This window comes from Pantoea sp. EKM20T (assembly GCF_011800485.1).
In the GTDB taxonomy this organism is placed as follows: domain Bacteria; phylum Pseudomonadota; class Gammaproteobacteria; order Enterobacterales; family Enterobacteriaceae; genus Pantoea; species Pantoea agglomerans.
Genome location: NZ_JAALFW010000007.1, coordinates 96,105 through 114,594, shown reverse-complemented (window position 1 = coordinate 114,594; position 18,490 = coordinate 96,105). Strand labels below are relative to the sequence as shown.

Genomic DNA, 18,490 nt, shown 5'->3' with positions numbered 1-18,490 from the left:
AAATTGTTTTTTAACACGGCTACGCTAAAACTTAATCTGTCAGAAACGTTACATTTTGCGTGAGTCTGTACAAGTAAAACTAACAATAACACCGTCACTCGCCACTCTGATTAGAGCGTGTGACCAGCTTTGGCTTTGCCGTTTCGACATACACCAGGTTAAGACATCTTCTGATTTTCAGAAGATGAAACTATGTGTGAACACTGTAAGCATAAAATAATTTTATGTTTATGGATTCAGTATATTAGCTAATCTGGTGGAGTAGAGGTTACAAATGGCAGAACTCACGCAAGGCCGTGTAGACATTATCTCGCGCGAAAACGGCACACTCATCTCGCAGTCCGTCAGCGGTTCGTCACAATCCATTAACCTCACCGAGCCCAGCGTCGTGCGCATCAGCGGCACCCGCGACATGGTGACGCAGTATGAGCGCCAGGGTAACGATCTGGTGTTGCATATGCGCGACGGCAAGACTGTCCGCTATCAGAAATTCTTCCTCGACGACGCCGATGGCCAGCACAGCGAACTGGTGTTCGATGATGGCGTCAACCCACCAGAACACGCGCTCTTTCCCCAGACCGCAGAAGGGGCTGAACTCGCTTCAACGTCGGTCACGCCAACCTATGAATCACTCGACAGCGTAGAGCCGCTGCTGCTGGCAGATAACGCCAACACCTCGATGGGTGTGATAACGGCGGGCGGTCTGGGTGTGCTCGGCTTAGCCGGTCTGGCCGTTGGCGTCGGCGGTGGTGGTGGTGGCGGCGGTGGGGGTAACGGTGGCGGCAATGATGGTGGCACCGATCCTGGAACACCGGTCACGCCGGGGACGCCTGCTATCACGCTCAATGCATTCGCTGGCGATGACGTTCTGGATAACGCGGAAAAAAGCAGCGATCAGGTACTGAGCGGCACCACCAGTAATGTCGAAGCGGGTCAGATTGTCACTGTCACGCTGGGCGGCCAGACCTACAACGCCACCGTCGGTGCTGACGGCAGCTGGAGCGTTACTATCCCTGCTGCCGCGCTGGCGGGACTCGCCGCAGGCACCACCACCATCGACGTCAGCGTCACTAACGCGGCGGGCACGACGACCACCGGCAGCCTGCCCATTACCGTCGCGGCCGCCGATCCCGGCACACCGGCTGCGCCGTCCATTAGCCTGAACCCGTTTGCGGGCGATAACCTGCTGGATAACAGCGAAAAAACCACGCCACAAACGTTGTCCGGCAGCACCAGCAATGTCGAAGCGGGCCAGCAGGTCAGTGTGACATTGGGCGGACAGAGCTATAACGCCACTGTGGGGGCGGATGGCAGCTGGAGCGTCTCAATACCGGCTGCCGCACTCTCGGCGCTGGCTGCAGGCAGCAGCACCATTTCGGTCAGTGTGACCAGCGCCGCGGGCACGGCGGCTGCCGCCAGCCTGGGTATCCAGGTGCAGGCACCTGACACCACCCCTGGTGTGCCAGCCCTGACGATCGCCCCGTTTACCGGCGACGACGTGCTGAGCAACGCAGAAAAAACCAGCGATCAGATTCTTAGCGGCAGCACCACCAACGTCGAAGCCGGGCAGATCGTCACGGTTACCCTGGGCGGCCAGAGCTACAGCGGCAGCGTGGCAGGCGACGGTAGCTGGAGCATTACCGTGCCTGCTGATGCGCTGACCGCACTGGCAACCGGCACCACCACGGTGACTGCCACCGTTGCTAACCAGGCAGGAACCGCTGCCAGCGGTAGCCTGACCGTAAACGTAGAGCCACCACTGACTCAGCCGGGTACGCCCGTTATCACCATCGATCAGTTTGCCGGTGATGACATTCTCAGCAATGCCGAGAAAAGCAGCGATCAGGTACTTAGCGGCACCACCACCAATGTGGAAGCGGGCCAGATTGTCACCATCACGCTGGGCGATCAGACCTACAGCGCAGTAGTGGATGCGCAGGGCAACTGGAGCGTCACGCTCTCGCCTGCGGCACTGAATGCGCTGGCAACCGGTTCGGTTGCGATTTCCGCGGTCGTCACCAGCCAGGCTGGCATTGAAGCCAGTGAAAACCGCGCGATCAGCATTGATACGCCGGTCGTTCCGGGCCCGCCATCCGTCACGCTGGATAATTTTGCCGGGGACAACGTGCTGAGTAATGGGGAGAAAGCCACCGATCAGACACTCACCGGCAGCACCAGCAATGTTGAACCCGGTCAGCTGGTAACCGTCACCCTGGGCGGCCAGACTTACAGCGGCAGCGTTGATGCGCAGGGCAACTGGAGCGTTACTTTGCCATCGGCGGCCCTGAGCGCCCTGGCGGCAGGTGAAACGACGCTGACGGTTTCAGTCAGCAATGTGGCCGGTGATACCGTGACCGGCACGCGGCCCATCACCGTGGAAGCGCCTGTCACACTGCCGGGCGAACCCACCGTCACCATTGGTCAGTTTGCCGGGGATGATATCCTCAGCAACGATGAAAAAGGGACGGCCCAGACGCTCTCCGGCTCCACCACCAACATCGAAGCGGGCCAGACGGTGACAGTCACCTTCGGTGGCCAGACTTACCTCGGCACCGTCGATGGCAGTGGTAACTGGAGTGTAATTGTTCCGGCAGCCGCGCTGGGTAATCTGCCTGCGGGAGCTAATACCATCAGCGTTACCGTCAGCAATGCCGATGGCGTGAGCACTACCGAAATCCGCGATATCGCAGTTGAGACGCCAGTAACGGAACCGGGTGTGCCGTCTCTGATCCTGAATGATTTCGCCGGCGACAACCTTCTGAGCAACGACGAAAAAGCGGTCGATCAGCTTGTCAGCGGTAGCACCAGTAATATCGAAACCGGGCAGATCGTGACGGTCACCCTGGGCGGTCAGACCTACAGTGCCAGCGTGCAGGGTGATGGCAGCTGGAGCGTCGCCGTGCCGTCAGCCGCGCTGAACGCGCTGGCAGCAGGCACCACCACACTGACCGTCTCGGTCAGTAATGCAGCGGGCGACACAGTCACTTCAACGCAGCCAGTCACTGTCGAAGCCCCGGTAACGCAGCCGGGTGAAGCCACCGTAACCATCGACGCCTTTGCCGGGGATGACATCCTCAGCAACAGCGAGAAAGCCAGCGATCAGCTGCTGAGCGGCACCACCACCAATATCGGCGAAGGCCAGCAGGTCACTGTCACTCTGAACGGAGAGACTTTTACCGCCACGGTCGGTGCGGATGGCAGCTGGAGCGTGACGATTCCTGCCAGTTCACTGGCTGCGCTGACAGCCGGTAGCGCAGCCCTGAATGTGACGGTGACAGATCAGTCTGGTACTCAGATCACTGAAACCCGCGACTTCCTGGTGGAGTCAGCGGGCACTTCACCGAATGCCCCGACGCTAACCCTCAATGCCTTTGCTGACGACAACATCCTGAGCAACGATGAGAAGCTGGAAGCGCAGGCGGTCTCCGGCAGCACCACCAACGTCGAGGCGGGCCAGATTGTCACGGTGACGCTGGGCGGCCAGAGCTACAGCGGAACGGTTGGCGCCGACGGCAGCTGGAACATTGCCATTCCGGCCGATGCACTCGGTGCGCTGGCAGCCGGTTCTGCCTCGCTGGTGGTCACGGTCAGCAACGCGGCAGGCACCACCGTCAGTGACACGCTGCCGATCACGGTTGAGCCGCCGGTTACCGAGCCGGGCCAGCCCACTATCACGCTCGATCAGTTCGCCGTGGATGACGTGCTGAGCAACGATGAGAAAACCAGCGATCAGCTGCTGAGCGGCAGCTCAACCAATGTCGAGGCGGGTCAGGTCGTGACCGTTACGCTGGGCGACCAGACTTACAGCGCCACGGTCGGCGCGGATGGCAGCTGGAGCCTGAGCGTCCCGGCCAGCGCGCTGGCGGCACTGACGGCGGGCAACGCGACTATCGCGGCCACAGTCACCAATCAGGCGGGCGTAACAGTCAGCGAAGATCGGGTGATTGCGGTGGAAGCGCCAGCGGAACCGGGTACGCCGACGGTGACGATCGCCCTGTTTGCCGGTGACGATCTGCTGGATAACAGCGAAAAAGCGCTGGACCAGACGCTGTCCGGCAGCACCAGCAACGTGGAGGCGGGCCAGACGGTCACCATTACCCTGGGCGGCCAAAATTACACTGCGCTGGTCAACGCGGATGGCAGCTGGAGCACGCAGATCCCCTCTGCGGCGCTCAGCGCACTGGCGGCGGGCAGCAGCACCATCGCGGTCAGCGTCACAACGGCGGCAGGCGCCTCAGCTACCGACACCCGCGATATTAACGTCGCCCCGGCGGCAGGCGAACCTGGCGTGGTCTCCATTAGTGAACCGGTCAGCGTGGATGGCTTCCTTAACCAGCAGGAGCTGAGCAGCGATCTGATCATCAGCGGCTCTGCGGTAGGCGTTAACCCGGGCCAGGCGGTGCAGGTTAACTTTAATGGCAATAATTACAGCGCGGTAGTGAACAGCAATGGCTTCTGGAGCGTCACTGTTCCGGCAGGCGATCTCACCACTATCACCGACGGCGTAAAACTGATTTCGGTCACCACCACCGACGCCACTGGCGCACTGCTGACCGACTCCGCTCAACTGAATGTAGTCGCAGCCACGCTGCCGCAAATCACGCTGGAGGAGAGCGCAATCACCGATGGCCTTCTCAACCGGGTGGAAGCGGGCAGCGATCTGCTGATCGGCGGCAGCACCGGCAAAGCCGTGCCGGGCCAGCAGGTTGAACTGGAACTTAACGGTAAAACCTACAGCACCACGGTCAATCCTGACGGTAGCTGGAGCCTGGCGCTGCCGGCCGCCGATCTCGCCTTACTACCACAGGGCGCCAACAGCCTGATCATTACCGCGATTGATGAAGCAGGCAACCGCGTGGATGAGACGCTCAACTTCAGCGTCGACACGCTGCCACCGAATCTGATTGTGGCAGAGGTCGCAGGCGGCGATGGCATTCTCAACAGCAGCGAAGTGGCTGCCGGTCTGCCGGTCAGCGGTTCAGGTGCGTTGCCGGGCGAAGTGGTGTCTGTCTCGCTGAATAACGAGAGTTACAGCGCCACCGTAGATGGGCAGGGTAACTGGACGGTGGATGTGCCGCCAGCGGCGCTGCAGGCCCTGTCAGATGGCAGCAGCTATACGCTGGTAGTTACGCTGACTGATGCCAGCGGTAACACCACCACGCAGACGCAGCCCCTGGCGGTCAGCACGCAGCCTCCGGTTGCAACCGTTACCGCTCCGGGCGGTGATGGCGTCCTGACCAACAACGAACTCACTACGCCGCTGCAAATCAGCGGAACCGGCACCCCGGGCGACAGCGTGACGGTGGAGTTAAACGGTAAGTCCTACACCGCCATTGTTGACGAAAACAGTAACTGGAGTGCATCCGTCCCGGTGGCCGATCTCGGCACGCTGACCAATCAGACCTATCCGGTGACCGTCACCGTGACCGATCCGGCCGGTAACATCAGCACTCAGAATACGGAACTGCGGGTGGCTACCGCGGTGCCCGCTCTGACGCTCAACGATCTCAGCGATGATGGCGTGATCAACGTCAGCGACGCGCAGCAGCCGCTAATCGTCAGCGGAACCGGCGACGAAGGCGACATCATCCGCGTCACGCTGAATAACGTGGCCTACAGCGCCGTGGTGGCGCAGGGTGGCAGCTGGAGTGTCACCGTTCCGGCATCCGACCTGGCAAATGTGCCCAACGGTACCCAACCGGTATCGGTAGTGGCGACAGACGCCGATGGTAATACCACGCCAGCCAGCAGTTCACTGATTTTCGCCACCACACCGCCGCTGCTGGAAGTCTCCACGCCGGGCAGTGATGGTTATATCAATATCGCTGAACACACTCAGGATCTCACACTCGACGGACGCGGGGGGGCCCAGGGCGACACCGTCACGGTGAGTTTCAATGGCGAGACCTACACCGCCACCGTGGATACCGATGGCGCGTGGAGTGTTACGGTGCCCGCCGCGATTATCAGCCAACTGGGTGACGCAACCTATCCGGTGGATGTGGTACTCAGCGATGCATATGGTAACAGCAGCACCGTACCGACCAGCGTCACTGTGCTGGCGGCAACGTCGCCGGCGCTGACCATTAATCCCGTGACCGGCGATAATCAGGTCGACAGCGCTGAACAGCTCACCGACATTCTGGTCACCGGTAACGTCACCGGCGTACCGGCAGGTCAGCCGGTATTGCTGACCATCAATGGCCAGTCTTACGATGGCGTAGTACAGGCGAACGGTAGCTGGAGTGTGTCGCTGCCAGCCGGATCGCTGGGCGGTGCAGGCGATAAAACCTTCACCGTGGCGATTACCGATGTGGCCGGTAACCCGGCGCTGCCTGCTGAAGGGCAGTTTAGCGTGGTTACTTCACCCATACCGTCGCTGTCGATTGCCCCAATCAGTGACGACAATGCGCTGAATGCCCTGGAGGCGCAGAGCGATCTTATCCTCAGCGGCGGTTCAGCGAACCTGCCGGCTAACAGCCCGATCAGCGTAACGCTGGTGACTGGCGGCACCGTCTACAGCACGACGACCGATGAAACCGGTGCGTGGACCCTGACCGTGCCGGCTGCCGATCTGGCGACGCTGCCGCAGGGCACGACCACCGTTACCGTCTCTTCGGGTGATGTGCAGAACAGCCTGCCGCTGCTGGTGGCGACCGCGCCGCTGGCAGACCCGCAAATCAACACGCCATTCACTGACGGCATACTCAATACCGATGAAGCCAGCGCGGCGCAGACGCTGACCGGCACAGTGCTGCCAGGCCAGGCCGTCAGCGTGACCCTGGGCGGTGCCAGCTATCCGGCCACTGTAGACGCGAATGGTGAATGGAGCGTGACGATACCCGCAGACAGACTGCAGGCACTTGCGCAGGGCAGCAATCCGATTACCGTGACGGTGAGTGATGAAGCGGGTAACAGCACCAGCATCAGCGAGCCGCTGATTGTTGATACCGGCGTACCGGCGCTGACCGTTAACCCGATTGCCACCGATGGCACGATTAATGAGGCTGAAACCGCCACCGATCTGACCCTCAGCGGCACCGTTACGCCGGGTAGTAGCGTCAGCCTTGCGCTGAATGGCCAGACCTATGACGCAGTGGTTGCCGCCGATGGCAGCTGGACCGCCACCGTGCCTGCTGCGAATCTGCAACAGTTGCCAGATGGCCGTTACGATCTCAACGTGACCGTCACCACCGTCAGTGGCAACGTGGCTACCACGCCAGTGTCGGTTACCGTGGATACCACGGCACCAGACTTCAGTATCGCTGCGCCCGCGGGTGATGGTGTGCTGAACATCGCTGAGCAGGCGGCAGGGTTCAGTTTCAGCGGCGCAGGCAGTGAAGGCGATCGCGTCAGTGTGACGCTGAATGGCGTGACCTACACCGGCACCGTTGATGGTGACGGAAACTGGGCGCTGGCTGTTCCGCCAGCGGCGCTTGCCGGTCTGACCAATGGCAGCAGCTATCCGGTGGTGGTCACCGTCACCGACGCAGCCGGTAACAGCAGCAGCCAGAACAGTGCCCTGACGGTTGCGACTACGCCGCCTCCGCTGGTCGTCGCGCCGGTCAGCGGTGATAACGCGCTGAACGTCGGGGAACTGGCAGAGCCGCTGGTGGTGAGTGGCAGTGGTCAGAATGGCGACGTGGTCACGGTCCAGCTCAATGACCAGCTCTACAGCACCACCGTTGGCGTTAACGGCCAGTGGACGCTGCAGATCGCCCCTGAAGCGCTGGCGGCGCTGCCTCCTGGCAGTAATCTGGTGACGGTGACGGAAACCAGTGCTAACGGGAATCAGAGCAGCCAGGTGGTTGATCTGAATGTGGCAACCGCGCCGGACGTGCAGCCTGTACTGACCATCGACAGCAGCACCTTCGCCGGTGACGGCATCGTTACGGCAGCGGAGCAGCTGCAGCCGATAACGGTTCGCGGCAGCAGCACGAATGTCGAACCTGGCCAGCAGGTGATCATCTCCCTGAATGGCATCGAATACAGCGGTGTGGTCGAGGCCAGCGGCAACTGGAGCATTATTCTGCCTGCGGGCGCCCTGGCTGAACTGGGAGAAGGCACTCAGACGCTGAACGTCAGCGTCATCAACGCCGTGGGTAACACCGCCAGCAGCACGCTTGACTTCAGTGTGGACAACACCCTGCCGTCGATCGCGCTGGCACCCGTCAGTGACGACAACTACCTCAATGCGCAGGAATTGGGTGGCGCCGTCGTGGTCAGCGGCAGCACCAGCGGTCTGCCTGACGGCAGCATTGTCACCGTGCTGGCCAACGGCACCACGGTCAGCACCACCGTGACGGCAGATGGAAGCTGGAGCCTGACCTTACCGGCAGGCACCTTTACCGGAACGGCAGATGGCCCGCAGACCATCACCGCCACCGCCAGCGACGCTAACGGACAGCCGCTGGCGACCAGCGACGCTACCCTGACGGTGATCGCCACTGCATTGCCGGTGGCGACCCCGGGCGTGGCCTTTGATGATGGCATTCTGAACGGAGAGGAAGCCGCTGCCGGTGGTACGATCACCGGTAACACTGGCGTGACCGGCGACGGCCAGACCGTCGTCGTGACGTTGGGCGGCAACAACTACAGCGGCACGGTCGATGCTGCAGGCAACTGGCAGGTCGCCGTTCCGGCCGATGTCTTGTCTGCATTGCCGCAGGGCAATAGTGGCTACACCGTGGTCGTCAGTGATGTGGCGGGCAACAGCAGCCAGGCGGATGGCAACCTCGTGGTGGATACGCTGCCTCCGGTGCTGAACTTCATTACGCCATCCGATGGCATCATTAACGCCGCTGAAAGTCAGCAGCCGCTGACGCTGACCGGCAGCAGCGAAGCTAACGCCCTGATTGTGGCCAGCTTCAACGGCACCACCCTGAGCACCACCGCTGACGTCAACGGCGTCTGGTCGCTGGAGCTGCCCGCCACGGTTTACACCGGGCTGGGCAACGGCAGCTATCCGCTGACCGTGACCGCCAGCGATGCGGCAGGAAATGCCACCACCACCAGCCGCGACCTCGCGCTGAAAGTGGAGCCAGGCACACTGCCGACCCTGACGCTGGATGCCTTTGCCGGTAACAACGTGGTCGATGGCGCGGAGCGCCTCACCGATCAACGTCTCTCCGGCACCACCACCAACGTCGAAGCGGGTCAGCTGGTCACCGTCACCGTTGACGGCACAGTCTACAGCGCCGCCGTGCAGGCGAGCGGAGCATGGAGCCTGATCGTGCCAGCCGGTGCGCTGGCCGCGATTAATGATGGCAGCGCCAGTTTTACCGTGGCAGTCAGCGATGTGGCGGGCAACACCTCCACCAGCAATCTCACCTTTGACGTCAACAGCAACGCCTCTGGCCTGGCGATGGATGCCATCAGCGAAGATAACTACCTGAATGCGCAGGAGCTGGGTCAGGCCCTGGTCGTCACCGGTACGTCGGTGAACGTGACAGAGGGCAGCACGGTCACGTTGCTGTTTAACAACATCAGCTACACCGCGCAGGTCTCGGCCAGCGGCCGCTGGACAGTGATCGTTCCGGCTGAGGCACTGACGGCGCTCGCCGATGGGCCTTACACCCTGACTGTCACCGCAACGGACAGCGGCGGGGCGACCCTGAGCAGCGAGGCAGCGCTCAGCGTGCTGGCGACGCTGCCAGCACCGCAGATCGTCTCGGCCTTTGGCGATGGCCTGCTCAACAGCAGCGAGATCGCCACAGCACAAACCCTGAGCGGCACCACCGGCATAACCGGTGACGGCCAGACGGTGAGCGTGCTGCTGAATGGCGCAACCTACAACGGCACCGTCGACGGCAATGGCAACTGGCAGATCAGCGTGCCGGCTTCCGCGCTGGCCGGCCTGCCGGAAGATCTCCTGAACTATACCGTCACAGTCCAGGATGCAGCGGGTAACACCGGCAGCAGCCAGGGCAGCGTGACGGTGGATCTGACGCCACCGACCCTGACACTGAATACGGTTGCGGGCGATAACAGTATCAATATTGCCGAAAGCACCGCGCCGATTGTTCTCAGCGGCAACAGCAATGCCGAAGCGGGACAGCAGGTCACCATTACCCTGAACAATCAGACCTGGACCACCACGGTTGACCAGAACGGCGAGTGGAATCTGACGCTGCCTGCGGGTTCGCTGGCCGGCATTCCGGCCGGGGCGTACATCCTGACCGTGACGGTCAGCGATGCGGCGGGTAACCCGGTAACTGAAACGCGTGAAATCACCGTGGCGACGGCGTCGCTGGCCGTCAGCATAGACACCCCGTTTGGCGATGGTTATCTGAACCTGGCGGAACAGGGAGTCGGTCAGACGCTGACCGGCAGCACCGGTGTAGCGGGCAACGGCCAGACCGTCAGCGTGACGCTGGGCGGGAATGATTATTCCGCTACGGTGGATGCGCAGGGTAACTGGACGCTGACCTTAACAGCAGATCAGGTGCAGACGCTGGGCGAGGGGGTTACTACGCTGGTGGTCAATGCCAGCGATGCCGCCGGTAACAGTGGTTCGCTGACCAGCGCCGTTACGGTCGATCTCACGCCGCCAGTGCTGACCGCCAATGCCATCGGCGGCGACAACATCATCAATTCGGTAGAGGTGCTGGAAGCGGTCGCTATCAGCGGCAGTGCGTCGGTAGCGGATGCCGGACAGACAGTCACCGTCAGCTTCCAGAACGTCGATTACACCACTCAGGTGCTCTCTGACGGCACCTGGGAGGTGACACTGCCAGCCAGCGTCGTGCAGGGGCTGGCAGACGGCAGCTACACCGTTGCTGTCTCAATGACCGATGCCGCGGGGAACCCGGCCACGGCCACCCAGACCCTGACGCGTGATGCTGACACTCTGAACCTGCCAACCCTGACCATCGGGACCATCAGTGATGATAACTTCCTTAACCAGGCGGAGTCGCTACAGGATCTGAACATCGGCGGCACCAGTAACAACCTGGTGGAAGGCCAGCTGGTGACGGTGACGCTGAATAACATTCAGTACAGCGGCACGGTGGCAGCCGACGGCAGCTGGACGGTGACCGTTCCGGCCGCCGATCTGGGTAATCTGCCGGATGGCGATCAGCTGCTGGTCGTGGTCTCAGCGGATACGTCTGGCAATCCGGCCAGCGCCAGCACCAGCCTGGTCGTGCTGGCCAGCGCGCAGGTTCAGCCGACGCTGACCATGAACGTGGTAGCCGGCGATGATGTGATTAACGCCACCGAGGCTACAGCGGATGTCGCGGTCAGCGGCAGCAGCACCCTGCTGGCAGCGGGTACGCTGGTGACGGTGTCGTTTAACGGCACTGACTACAGCACCACGCTCGACGCTGACGGCAACTGGACGGTGAATGTGCCGTCTGCTGCCTTTACCAGCGTGGCTCCGGGCAGCACGCAAATCTTTACCGTGACCGCCACTGATGTCGCAGGCAATCCGGCGACCGCCACTCAGGAGGTTAGTTTCATTACCACACCGCCTGCGCTGACGAATATCACGGTCGATGCGGGAGATACCCTTAACCTGGCGGAGTCGCTGCAGGATCTCACCATCAGCGGCAGCACCACGGGCGCATTGCCGGTGACGGTGACGCTGAATAACGTCAGCTATACCACCACGGCCGATGCCGACGGTAACTGGTCACTTACTATTCCGACCGCTGACCTGCAGCAGCTGGCGGACGGCCCCAATGCGATTACCGTTTCGGTCACCGACGCGGCGGGCAATATCACCACGGATAGCACCACGACACTGGACGTAGCGTTTAATACCTTGCCAGCGCTGACGCTGAATACGCCGTTTGGCGATGCGCTGATCAGTGCGGCAGATGCGGAAGGGGCGTTAACGCTGAGTGGTGACAGTACCAATCTGCCGGAAGGCAGCGTGGTGAACATCTCTGTAGGCGGGCAGAACTTCAGCACCACCACGGATGCCAGCGGTAACTGGACGCTGAACCTGGCACCGGGCGCGCTGACGGGCCTGGCCGATGGATTGACACAGGTGGTGGTCAGCGCCGCGGATGGTGCCGGTAATCCGGCGCAGGTTACCGCAGGCGTTGAGATCCTGCAGAGTGATCCTGTTTCAGCCGCCTTCGACACGACACTGTTCGGCGATAACATCATTAATATCAGCGAAGCAGGCTCCGTTCAGCTGGTCACCGGCACCTCCACCGTCGTGCCGGGCCAGACCCTGAGCGTCACGGTAGGCGATGACAATATCCCGCTGTCGGTGACGGTCGATGCCAATGGCAACTGGACTGCCAGCCTGCCCCCAGAGTTCATTGCCAGCCTGGGAACCGGTGAACATACCCTGACCCTCACCACCACGGATCGGGCCGGTAACAGCATTGAAACGATCAAAACGTTCGTCGCTGCGATTACGCCGATTGCTAATCCAACGCTGGATACGCCATTTATTGATGGCCGTATCAATGCTGAAGAGGCCGCCTCAGGCGGATCCCTGACTGGTGCGGTGAATATTAATAACGCCGCGTCGGTCACGGTGACCGTTAATGGCACGGTCTATTCCGCTACGCTCAGTGCGGATGGTTCGCGCTGGTCGCTGGATCTGCCACCTTCTGTATTGCAGTCATTGCCGGATGGCAACTGGCCGGTGAGCGTGACGGTTACCGATGCGAACGGCAACGTCGGCAGCACCAGCGGCACGATACTGGTCGCCGTTAACGCGCTGCCGGATGTCACCCTGAACCTGCCGTTTGGCGACGGTGCGCTGAACGCAGCAGAGGCGGCCGGTGAACAGATCCTCAGTGGCACAACCGGCATTACTGGTGCCGGACAGACGGTAACGGTGCTGATCTCCGGCTTTAACAACGGTCAGCCGCTGGCAGCCGCGGTGCAGACCGATGGCAGCTGGTCTCTGGCCCTGTCGCCAGCGCAGTTAGCCACCTTCACCAGCGGCACCCACACCATTACCGTGACGGCGACCGATATCGCGGGTAACAGCGACGCGACGGCGCAGAACGTGGTGACAGAGGTGGCGCTGCCTGTGCCGACCTTCAACCCAGGCGCATTTGGCGGCGACAACCTGCTGAACATCAGTGAAGCCGCGGCAGGGGTGACCCTGACCGGCACCACCGGCAGTGTCGGGGCGAACCAGGCGGTCAGCATTACCGTGGATGTCAACGGCAGCCTCTATTCTGGCACCGTGGCGAGCAACGGTAACTGGACTGTTAACATTCCTGCCAACGCCCTGAGTTCACTGGTTGACGGTGCGCAATCACTGACGGTTAACGTCGTGGATGCGGCGGGCAACAGCGCGTCGGCGCAGCTGCCGTTCACCGCGGATCTCAGCGCGCCGCAGCCTGCGGTCAATCCGGAATTCCTTGGCAGTTATGTGAATGGCGGCGATGTTGCCGCGGGAGTGACGCTGAGCGGAACCACCGGTGAGGCGGGCGCGAATCAGACTGTGCAGCTTACGCTTGGCGGCACAACCTATTCTGCAACCGTCGATGCCAATGGTAACTGGACGGTGCCACTGACAACGGCGGAGCTTTCACAGCTGCCGGATGCCACCTATCCGGTTACCGTGACGGCAACCGATGCGGCGGGCAACAGCACCACCATTAACAGTTCGCTGGTGCTCGACACCACACCACCGGTGCTTAATGTTGCCGCCTTTACCGGTGACAATGCGCTGAACTACGCCGAGAGCATTCAGCCGCAGAGTCTCAGCGGCACCGCAGCGGGAGCCGAGCCGGGATCAGTGGTTTCGATCTCACTGAATGACACGCTGCTTGGCACCGCGATAGTGGCAGCCAACGGCAACTGGAGTGTAACGCTGACGCCAGAACAGATGGCCACCTTTGGTCCATCGACGACCCTGGCGCTGGCAGTGACCGATCTGGCAGGCAATACCGCCAACGGCACGGTTGCGCTGACGGTAGATCTTACCCCACCGCCAGGGCCGCTGGTTACGCTGGGCACGGTGTCGGGCGACAACATCATCAGCACCCAGGATGTGGCGGGTGGTGTGGTAGTGAGTGGCACCTCCGCTAACCTCGGCGCGGGTGGGGTAGTGACGGTGTCGATCAATGGTCAGGAGTACGCGACTACGCTGGATGGGTCGGGCAACTGGTCAACGGCGGCATTGCCGGTCAGCGCCTTTGGCAATGCGGACGGCAGCGTCGCCATCACGGTGAATGCTACCGACGGCACTAACCCTGTGACCACCAGCGGTAACGTGCTGATCGACCTTACGCCACCGGCACTGACTCTCAATCCGTTTACCGGTGACAACCAGGTCAATGGCAATGAAAGTGCCACCAGCCAGGCCATCAGTGGCACCGCCGATCTCAGCGAAGTGGGTCGCACGGTGGTGGTGACCTTCAATAATCAGACCTACAACGCCGTGGTGCAGAGCAACGGCACCTGGTCCACAACGGTTCCTGCCAGCGCGATGCAGGCTCTTCCCGATGGCAGCTCGCCGGTGATCACCGCGCAGCTGGCGGATGCGGCTGGTAACGTGACGACGACCACCCAGACGGTGACGGTAGATACCGCCGCGCCGCTGGTCCTGGTCGACGCGTTCCTCGGCGACAACGTGATCAACGCCGCTGACCTGGTGCTAAGCCAGGTGCTGACCGGCAGCGCGCAGGGAGCAGAAGGCCAGACCATCGGTCTCTATCTGGGCGATGCCGCGCCGATCGCCACCGCGACGGTGGGTGCTGACGGACGCTGGAGCATCGATCTCGCGCCGGATGTTCTGTCGAGTCTCACTGACGGTGCGCTGGTGTTTGGCGTGCGGGTCAATGACGGTGCCGGCAACCAGACCGACGCCACGCTGACGGTCAACAAAGTGGTCAACAGTGCGCTGACGCTGGTGGTCGATTCGGTGTTTGGCGACGGCACGCTCAGCGCGCTGGATACCACGGTGGCGCAGACTATCTCCGGGGTTGCGACCTCGGCGGGTGTGGGCGCCACGGTATCGGTGGTGCTGGGCGGCACAACGCTCTCTGCGTCAGTGGGCCAGGATGGTAAATGGGCCATCGTGGTGCCGCCTTCGGTGCTGGGCCTGTTAAGCGATGGCAATCTTGCGCTTGACGTCACCCTGACCGATGCCGCGGGCAACACCCGTACCGTCGGTGAAACCGTCACGGCGATTGTTGATGCGGTGCCGGTGGTTGGCGCGCTCACCGGGCTGTTTGGCGGTGATAACCTGCTGAACATTGCGGAAGCCGCTGCCGGACAACTGGTCAGTGGCGTGATAGAAAATGCGGCGGTGGGTTCCCAGGTAACGGTCACCTTTGGCAGCAAGAGTTACAGCACGACGGTGCAGGCGGGTGGAGTGTGGAGCGTTAACCTGCCGGGCAGCGATCTGACCTCTCTGCTGGATGGCAATCTGACGCTGGGCGTCAGCGTCAGAGACGTGGCGGGTAATGTCGCCTCCAGCAGCGCATCCATCGGCATCTTTACTCAGACGCCATCAATCTCGCTGACCTCACTGTTTGGTGATGGGGTGCTGAACCTGGCCGATATCGCCACCGGACAGGTGATCAGCGGGGTGGTGAACAACGTCGCGCAGGGCAGTGTGGTGACGCTCTCGGTTGGCAACAGCCAGGTGACCGCCACCGTGGGTGCGGGCGGGGCGTTCAGCGCCACGGTGACGCCAGATATTCTGGGCACGCTGGCGCAGGGCAACCTGACGGTGGGCGCGTCGGTAACGGATGCGGCGGGCAATACCGCCAGCACCAGCGCCGGTATCCGGGTCGATACGCTGCTGCCGACCATCACCGTGAATCCGCTGTTTGGCGACGGTTTGCTGAACGTGGCGGATTCGCTGGTCACCCAGGTGATCGGTGGGGTGATTGGCGGCGCGGAAGCGGGATCGCGCGTGGTGGTGTCGGTAGGTTCACAGCAGTTGGTGACGGCGACCGATGCCAATGGCAACTTTAACGTCTCGCTGACGCCAGCGCTGTTGCAGGGGATTGCAGATGGCAATCTGACCGTGGGCATCAGCGTCACCGACAGCGCGGGTAACACCAACAGCACCACGGCCGGGGCACTGGTCGGTATTCACAACCTGCCGAAAGTCACCCTCAGTCCGCTGTTTGGCGACGGCGTGCTGAACCTGGCGGAGTCGCTGGTGACTCAGACCATCAGCGGCACGGTCTCCGGGCTGGCTGCGGGTAGCAGCGTCAGGCTGACGATTGGCAACACTATCGTCGACGCGCAGGTCAACGCGGATGGCAGTTTCTCAACCGCCGTCTCGCCAGCGATTCTGTCAACGCTGCTGAACGGGAACTTCACCGTCAGCGCGGCCGTCACCGATCCGGTCGGAAACGTCAGCAGCACCAGCGCGGGCGTGTCACTGGGACTGTTCCAGCCGACCCTGTCGGTGAATACGGTGTTTGGCGATGGTGTGCTGAGCGCCGCGGATCTGGCCTCTAACCAGACCCTGAGCGGGACGTCCAGCCTCTCTGCCGGTTCAACCGTCAGCGCCACGCTGAATGGCCTGACCTACACCACCAAAGTGGTCAGCGGCGGCAACTGGAGTATTACCGTCCCGAAAGCGGATCTGGTTGCTATCACTGACGGCAGTAAAACCGTCACGGTCACCGGCACCGATGCCTACGGTAACGTGGCAAACAGCAGCGGAACGCTGAGCGTCATCAGTCAGTCGACGCCGGTGGTCGCCATTACCTCGCTGTTTGGTGACAGTGCGCTGAGCGCGGTGGATGTGAAAACGGCGCAGACCATCAGCGGCACCGCCAGCAACGCCGAGGGATCGGTCGTGCGTGTCACGCTGGGTGGCCAGACTTACAGCACGACGGTGAGCAGCAACGGCAACTGGAGTCTCTCTGTTCCGGCGGCTAACCTTGCTGCCATTACTGACGGTCTACAGACTGTCACCGCCAGCGTGACCAACGGTGCGGGCAGCATTGGCAACACCTCGGCGTCGCTGGGTGTGGTCAGTCACACCACGCCAACGGTCAGCGTCAACAGCTTCTTTGGCGGCGATGGCTACCTCAATATTGCGGAAGCCAACAGTACTGAAACCATCAGAGGAACCAGCACCAACGCGGCGGGCGGCACGGTGACGGTGAACGTGGCGGGCAATATCCTCACCACTACTATTGGTGCGAATGGCGCATGGAGCATCAGCGTGCCGTCAGCGACGCTGAAAGGGATCGCCGATGGCAGCCATCCTCTCACCGTCACGGTGGCGGATATTGGCGGCAACACCGCAACCAGCACCAGCAGCTTTACCGCGCTGTCACACAATCAGCCGCTGGTCGGGGTCGATCCGGTGCTGAGCATCGTCGGTTCCTTACTGGCGGGTCTGGTGGTGCAGGGGGGATCGCTGAATGCCGCGCAGGGCTCGAAAGTGAACGTTACGCTGCTGCTCTCCAACGGCAACAACGGCCCGACGCTGAACACCACGACCGATGCGCTGGGGCGTTACGCGGTTAACTTCTCACCTTCACTGCTGTCGGTGGGGGGCCTGCTGCTGTCGCTGGGAACGCTGGCGAAAGTCACGATTACCGACGCGGCCGGTAACAGCTACTCGACCACCAATACCCTGTTACTGGGTGCCGTGCTACCGGTGACGCTGGCGGCAAACGAATCGGTTGCGCTGTTCTCGGTGGCGGATGACAGCGCTACTGTCGCCAGCGCGGAGACGCAGCATAACAGCAGCACCAGCAGCGACGAGAGCAGCGCCCATGTGGCGGTGGCTTCCACGCTGATCACCGAAGCGGATACCGTGACACCCGTCGGCAGCAGTGAAAACGCGGCGGCAAATGACGCCGCGGTGGCAGCGGCACCGGCAGAGGAGGCGGGGTACACCATCGGCGGCGTCGTGATTACGCTGGCCGATGGCAGCACCATTGAGGGGGCGACAGTGACCGGCAGCAGCGGGGCGGATATCGTGACGGTCAGTGACCTTAACTTTACCCATATTGATGGCGGCGCAGGCACCGATACCCTGGTGCTGAATGGTGAGCATCTCAGTCTGGATCTCACCGCGCTGGGCCTGAAGGTCGAACACGTTGAGGTGCTCGATTTGGGTAAAACCGGAACCAACTCCGTGAAGCTCGATCTCAATGAAGCACTCAATATCACGGATAAGCAGAGTGACGATTTGCTGATCAAAGGCGCAGATGGCAGCCAGGTGACACTGGCTAACAGCAACGGCGGAATCTGGGAAGTGACGGGCGAGCGTACCGTTGAGGGCAGAGTCTTTGAGATCTACCACAACTCGGCGCTGACCAGTGATAACACCCTGGGCGATGTGCTGGTGCAGCAGAACCTGCAGGTTCATGTTGTGTAGTGACTGAAAGGTCTGTTCAGAAGATGAATAGAGCGGGTGCGAAAGCACCCGCTTTTTTTGTTTTAGTCACGTGATAATTGCATTTTCCAGATTATCGCCACTATTCATTAGCAGAATGAAAGATTAGGGTAGGCGCAACAAACGGCGTCACGCCGTAAAATCAGCATTCTGACTCTATTTGGCGCTTTTATTAGCGTCCTGTTTATCAAT

At 61.6% G+C, this 18,490-nt stretch carries 1 protein-coding gene; it reads left to right on the top strand.

The annotated features are described in order from the left end of the window. The first annotated feature begins 274 nt into the window (after positions 1–274). Entirely contained in the window at positions 275–18,280 is an 18,006-nt protein-coding gene (locus tag HFD94_RS13940) for an Ig-like domain-containing protein (RefSeq protein WP_167433224.1), read from the top strand. Positions 18,281–18,490 lie beyond the last annotated feature (210 nt).

Bases quoted from the DNA above. Each gene is read 5' to 3' on its own strand.
- HFD94_RS13940 (WP_167433224.1), top strand. From the start codon at position 275: ATGGCAGAACTCACGCAAGGCCGTGTAGACATTATCTCGCGCGAAAAC.